The organism is Nonomuraea rhizosphaerae (genome assembly GCF_019396405.1).
GTDB classification, from domain to species: Bacteria; Actinomycetota; Actinomycetes; order Streptosporangiales; family Streptosporangiaceae; genus Nonomuraea; species Nonomuraea rhizosphaerae.
The window spans coordinates 1-5,452 of record NZ_JAHKRL010000485.1 but is presented as its reverse complement, the minus strand read 5'-3'; the positions used below and the strand labels follow the sequence as shown (position 1 = coordinate 5,452).

The following is a 5,452-nucleotide window of genomic DNA, read 5'->3' as shown; positions in this document are numbered from 1 at the left end:
CGGGCGTCCGGGGCGGCGAGGGTGACTCCGGGCCCCTCGCCGCTCCGGCCGCCGTCGGTGGGAAAGCCGCGCACGGCCGTCCGCCGGAAAGCCGTCCACGGCCGTCCGCCGGCCGGTCGCCGTCAGGAGTCGCCGAACTCCAGGTCCAGCGCCCGGGTGAAGTCGGCCACCGCCTCCTCGTGCCGCTCCATCTCCTGCAGCACCTCACCCCGCACCCGGTAGGCCCAGACGTACCCTTCGTCCAGCTCCAGCGCCCGGTTGAGGTCCTTCAGCGCCGCCTCGTTGTCGCCGATCTCGCTGAACACCGCCCCGCGGCTGCCCAGCGCGCGGTCGTTGTCCGGGTCGAGGTCGATGGCCCGGTTCAGGTCCGACAGCGCCTCGTCGTAACGGTCGATCATCCGGTACGCCTCCCCGCGCCTGCTGAAGGCGCGCACGTACTCCGGATCCACCTCCAGCGCCCGGCCGTAGTCGTCGATGGCCTCGGCGTACAGGTGCATCCGCTGGTACAGGTCGCCCCGGGCCAGCCAGGAGTAGGCCAGCTCCTCGTTGATCGCGATGATCTTGGCGTGCTCCTCCAGCGCCTCGTCCAGCCGGTCGAGGTCGGCCAGGGCGTCCGCGCGCGCCTCCAGGATCCACAGGGACTCCGGCGAGAGGGTGAGCGCGTGCTCGAAGTCCGCCATGGCCTCCTCCAGGCGGCCCATCGCGGCGTACGCCTGTCCGCGCGAGCCGAGGGCGTACCCGCTGTCCGGTTCGAGGCGCAACGCCTCGTCGAAGTCCGACAAGGCCGCCTCGTAGCGCTCGATGATGCGATGGCTCTCGCCCCGCAGCCGCCAGGCTCGGGCGTTGTCCGGCACCAGCGCGATCGACTCCGTGAGATCGGCGATGGCGGCGTCGTGTCTCGACAGTGCTATGTACGACTCGGCGCGGCTGCGCAGCACCGAGGCCCGCGACTGCGCGGCGGCCTCGGACAGCTCCGGTTTGTCGTTGATCCCCTCGCTCATGACCGGAAATCTATCTAACTAAATCTGGATAATGGCCGCCTTTTCCCTGGTGTACTCAAGGACTGAGTCGTGCCCGTACCCGCTGTCCTTCACGCCCCCGAACGGCAGCCCGGGAGGCATCTGCCGGAACGTGTTCACCCACACCGTCCCGCTCTGCAGATCACGGACGAACCGGTGCGCCCGCCCGAGGTCGCGTGTCCACAGACCGGCGGCCAGTCCGTACGCCGAGTCGTTGGAGATCGCCAGCGCCTCCTCGTCCGTGTCGAACGGGATCGCCACCGCCACCGGCCCGAAGATCTCCTCCTGGCACACGCGCAGCCGGTTGTCCTCCGTGGTGTAGAGGGTGGGGGAGACCCAGTAGCCGCCGGGCAGGCCCGGCACCACCTCGGCGCCCGCCCGCCCGCCGAACACCAGCTCGGCGCCCTCCTTCTCGGCCAGTTCGAGGTACGACGTGACGCGCTCGTACTGGCCGGCCGACACGATCGGCCCCATCGTGGTGGTCAGGTCGAGCGGGTCGTCCAGGATCAGGCTCTCCGCGATCCGCCGGACGCGGTCTAGCACGTCGTCCCAGATCGAGCGGTGGATCAGGATCCGCGAGCCCGCCACGCAGACCTGCCCGGCGTTGCCGGTGTAGATCGAGTTCACGGTGATGCCCTGGGCGGCCGCGTCGAGGTCGGCGTCCGGGAAGACGATGTTCGGCGACTTGCCGCCCAGCTCGAACGTCATCGGCTTGAGCGCGTCCGCCGAGGCCCGCGTGATGATCTGCGCGGTCGCCGTCGAACCGGTCAGGCTGATCTTGCCGACCCCGCGGTGCCGTACGAGGGCGTCCCCGACCTCCTCGCCCAGCCCGCTGACGATGTTCAGCACCCCGGGCGGGAAGATCTCCGCGAGCAGCTCGCCCAGCCGCAGCGTCGACGCGCTGGCCTGCTCGGCGGGCTTGACGATGACCGTGTTGCCGGCCGCGAGGGCGAAGGCCGCCTTCGCGGAGAACGTCGAGATCGGGGAGTTCCACGGGATGATGCAGACCGCCACGCCGTACGGCTCGCGGCGTGTCATGCCCAGGGCGTCCGGCCCCAGGATGACGGTGTCGCCCTTGACCGCCTCCAGGCACTGGCCGGCGGCGAGCTGCCACAGGTACGCCATGCCAGGCAGATCCTTCTTGAGCGTGTCGCGCAGGATCCGGCCGTTGTCCCGGGTCTCCAGCCTGGCCAGCTCCTCGGCGTGCTCGGCGAACACCTCCGACACCTTGCGCAGGAAGTGCGCCCTGCCGAGCGCGGGCATCGCCGACCAGCGCGGGAAGGCCGCCCGCGCCGCGGCCACGGCCGCCTCGGCGTCCTGCGGGCCGCTCGCGGGGATGCGGGCCCACGGCTCGCCGGTGGCCGGGTTGACGGACTCCATGGTTCTGCCGTCGGCGGCGGGGACGAGGGCGCCGCCGATCAGGTTGCGGTAGTCAGACACGCTGCCAAGCATATGCTTGCTTGTCTCGTACGAGCCAGGCCGCCGTTCCCCCGGGGCCGTCAGACCTCCGGCACGCCCAGGTCCCGTGGCCGCCGGTCCGTTGCCGCGCTCTTGGCGAGTTCGGGGTCGAGCTCCTCCAGCAGCCGCTGGACCAGCGCCGCGCGGCGTACCCGCTCGCGGCCCAGCTCCCGGGGCACGGCGCCGAGATGCCCGCCGGACGGGTAGATGTTCGGCGCGTTGCGCAGCCCCATCTTGAGGTAGACCGGCGCCACCGCCCGGACGATCTCGGCCACCTCGTAGAACCGGACGAACCCGCCCTGGTCATCGGGCACCTCCAGATACAGGTCGATCGGCAGACCTGTGGCGGCGCGGATCTCGGCCAGGTGCGGGACGGTCAGGTCGGTGCCGACGTTCAGCGTGCTCGCGCCGAGCCGCTCCAGGATCGCGGCGGTGGGGCCGTTCGTGAGCGGCAGCAGCACGGACGTCTTCAGCACCAGCGAGGACGGCAGCGTGCCGTCCGCCCGCAGCGTGCCCAGCACCTCCAGCGTGCCGAGGTCGCCGACGAGCAGGCTGCGGATGCCCAGCTCACAGGCCCGCGACGCGTCGGCTACGCAGGCGGCGACCATCGTGTTGCCCCTGGCGGCGGCACCGACCGCCTGGGTCACCTTGGCCTGGCCGCCGGTGTCCCAGGCCGCGCGCGGGCCGAGGAACAGGTTGACCTCGATGCCGCGCTCGGCGCCCATCCGCGCCATCGTGACGATCTCGGCGTCCGACAGCATCATCACGCCGCTGCCCTGGGAGACGCGCCGCACGGGCACGTCCAGGCGGTCCGCCTCGGCGACGACGGCCTCCAGCACCTCCGGCCCCTCCACGCTGGGGATCTCGAACCGGTACGGCGTGCCGTCCGCGAACCGGGCGGGGGACGGGACGGCGCCGGCCAGGACCGGGTGGCCGAGGCGGGCCATCAGAGCGTGCAGATCGGCAAGGGTCGTCACCGGGTCAGCCTCCCTCGTGCTGGTCTGTCGATCACGATCGGTCGATCTCGCGTCGGCCTGTCGATGACGGCCGGTCGATCATGGCCGGTCGATCTCGTGGTGGCCTGTCGATCGAGCGTATGTCGGCAGGGGCGGCGAGTCTCCTGGGCGGGCCTAGGATCGGGTCATGGAGCTGGCCCCCGGAGTGCACGTCGCCGTCACCGATCGCCACGGGGGCGTGAGCGCCCCGCCGTACGGCTCCCGCAACCTGGGCGGCCTCGTCGGGGACGCGCCCGAAGCGGTGCGGGCCAACAGGACGGGCGTCGCCGCCGAGCTGGGCGTGCGGGGAATCGTGTTCATGCGGCAGGTCCACGGCGCCGACGTCGCCTACGTCAGCGAGCCGTTCGCGGACGACGCGCCGCCGCTCGACGGGGTGTTCACCACGGAGCCGCGGCTGGCGCTGGCCTCGCTGGGCGCCGACTGCCCGGCGGTGCTGGTCGGCGACCCGGTCGCGCGGATGGTCGGCGCCGCGCACTCCGGACGGCCGGGCACGGAGCTGGGCATCGCCGCCGCGCTGGTGGCGGCCATGACGGCCAAGGGCGCCTCCCCTGAGCGGATGGTGGCGCTGATCGGGCCCGGCGCGTGCGGCCGCTGCTACGAGGTGCCCGCCGACCTGCGCGAACAGGTCGCCTCCCGGGTGCCGCAGACGTGGTCGGACACCTCCTGGGGCACGGCGTCGCTCGACCTGCGGGCGGGGATCGAGGCGCAGCTGCGCACGGCGGGGGTCGCCGACGTCCGGCACGACGACCGGTGCACGATCGAGTCGCAGGAGCTGTACTCCCACCGCCGCGAGCAGCCGGGCGGCCGCTTCGCCGGCCTCATCTGGCTCGCCTAGGACGCGTTCCGAGAGCACGTCGGCAGGTCATCGGCCGGATGTCCGGCGACCCCTGCGGGGTTGACCGCTCCGGCCGGGATCGCCTCGCTCGGGCGGCGTGCTCCCATGCATCGCGCTCGGTCCTGAGGCGGTTCCATGCCCTTCTCCGAATGCGACACCACAACCCGTTGACGAAAGCGGACCGTGGTCCGCATATTGGCGGCTGTAAACGGACTGCGGTCCGCTAATAGAGGAGAAGGCCATGTCAAAACTGCTGCACATCTCCGCCTCGCCGCGTGAGCAGGCGTCGGAGTCGTTGCGCATCGCCGGCGCGTTCACCGAGACCTACCAGGACTCCCACGCCGACGCCGGGATCGATCATTGGGACCTCTGGGACGGTTCCCTGCCCGGCTTCGCCATCGGCGCGAAGGCCAAGATGACCGTCTTCGGCGGCGGCGAGCCCCAGGGCGCGGAGGCGGAGGCGTGGGCGGCCGCCCGGCGCACGTTCGAGCGGTTCGTCTCCGCCGACCGGCTGCTGTTCAGCGTGCCGATGTGGAACGGGTCCGTGCCGTACGTGCTCAAGCAGCTCATCGACGTGGTCAGCCAGCCGGGCTGGATCTTCGGCGTCGACCCGGAGACGGGGTACCGGCCGCTGCTGGCGGGCAACGGCACGCGGGTCGCCGTCGTCTACACCAGCGCGGTGTGGGGGCCCGGGCTCGGCCCGGCGTTCGGCAACGACTTCCAGTCCACCTACTTCGGCGACTGGCTGCGCTGGACCGGGCTGACGGACATCAGCGAGATCCGCTTCCACCCCACCCTCACCGGCGACCGGGACGAGGCCCGCCGCCAGGCGGAGGCGCACGCCCGCGAGGTCGCCAAAGGCTTCTGACGGCCCCGGCGGAGGGGTTCGGAAGGTCCCGCACACCTGGCCTAGGCTGGCGGGGGTGACAGGATCGGTGGCGGGCGCGCGGACGCAGGAGCAGGTGCGGCAGCGCAACCTGAGCGAGGTGCTGCGGCGTGTCCACAAGGACGGGGCCGTGTCACGGGCCGCGCTCAGCCGCCGGATGGGCCTCAACCGCAGCACCATCATGGACCTGACCGCCGAGCTCACCGCCGCCGGGCTCGTCCGCGAGGGCGCCCCCGTC

The 5,452-nt window shown here is 72.1% G+C and carries 6 protein-coding genes; 3 read left to right on the top strand and 3 right to left on the bottom strand.

Going from position 1 to position 5,452, the window contains the following annotated elements:
* Positions 1 to 122: 122 nt before the first annotated feature.
* From KME77_RS25260 to KME77_RS25250, 3 genes are read right to left on the bottom strand one after another with little or no spacing between them, the layout of a single operon-like run.
* Entirely contained in the window at positions 123 to 1,001 is an 879-nt protein-coding gene (locus tag KME77_RS25260; protein WP_219471432.1) for a tetratricopeptide repeat protein, read from the bottom strand.
* An 18-nt stretch (positions 1,002 to 1,019) separates the two neighbouring features.
* A complete protein-coding gene (locus KME77_RS25255) occupies positions 1,020 to 2,459 on the bottom strand; it encodes an aldehyde dehydrogenase family protein (protein ID WP_308250892.1) in 1,440 nt (479 codons plus the stop codon).
* A gap of 59 nt (positions 2,460 to 2,518) precedes the next feature.
* Positions 2,519 to 3,454: a hypothetical protein gene (locus KME77_RS25250; RefSeq protein ID WP_219471430.1), complete on the bottom strand. Its 936-nt coding sequence runs from the start codon at positions 3,452 to 3,454 to the stop codon at positions 2,519 to 2,521.
* Positions 3,455 to 3,620: 166 nt separating this feature from the next.
* Here KME77_RS25250 and pgeF point away from each other — a divergent pair, with 166 nt between their 5' ends.
* From pgeF to KME77_RS25235, 3 genes are all read left to right on the top strand, one after another.
* On the top strand, positions 3,621 to 4,328 hold the full coding sequence (gene pgeF / locus KME77_RS25245; protein WP_219471429.1) for a peptidoglycan editing factor PgeF: 708 nt from the start codon (positions 3,621 to 3,623) through the stop codon (positions 4,326 to 4,328).
* A 241-nt stretch (positions 4,329 to 4,569) separates the two neighbouring features.
* Complete coding sequence (locus KME77_RS25240) at positions 4,570 to 5,196, top strand: FMN-dependent NADH-azoreductase (protein WP_219471428.1); 627 nt, start codon at positions 4,570 to 4,572, stop codon at positions 5,194 to 5,196.
* A 55-nt stretch (positions 5,197 to 5,251) separates the two neighbouring features.
* On the top strand, positions 5,252 to 5,452 hold a 201-nt coding region (locus tag KME77_RS25235; protein WP_372451225.1), incomplete at its 3' end, for a winged helix-turn-helix transcriptional regulator.

Excerpts from the sequence above, each read along its gene's own strand:
- KME77_RS25240 (WP_219471428.1), top strand. The coding sequence starts at position 4,570 with ATGTCAAAACTGCTGCACATCTCCGCCTCGCCGCGTGAGCAGGCGTCG.
- KME77_RS25260 (WP_219471432.1), bottom strand. The coding sequence starts at position 1,001 with ATGAGCGAGGGGATCAACGACAAACCGGAGCTGTCCGAGGCCGCCGCG.
- pgeF (WP_219471429.1), top strand. The coding sequence starts at position 3,621 with ATGGAGCTGGCCCCCGGAGTGCACGTCGCCGTCACCGATCGCCACGGG.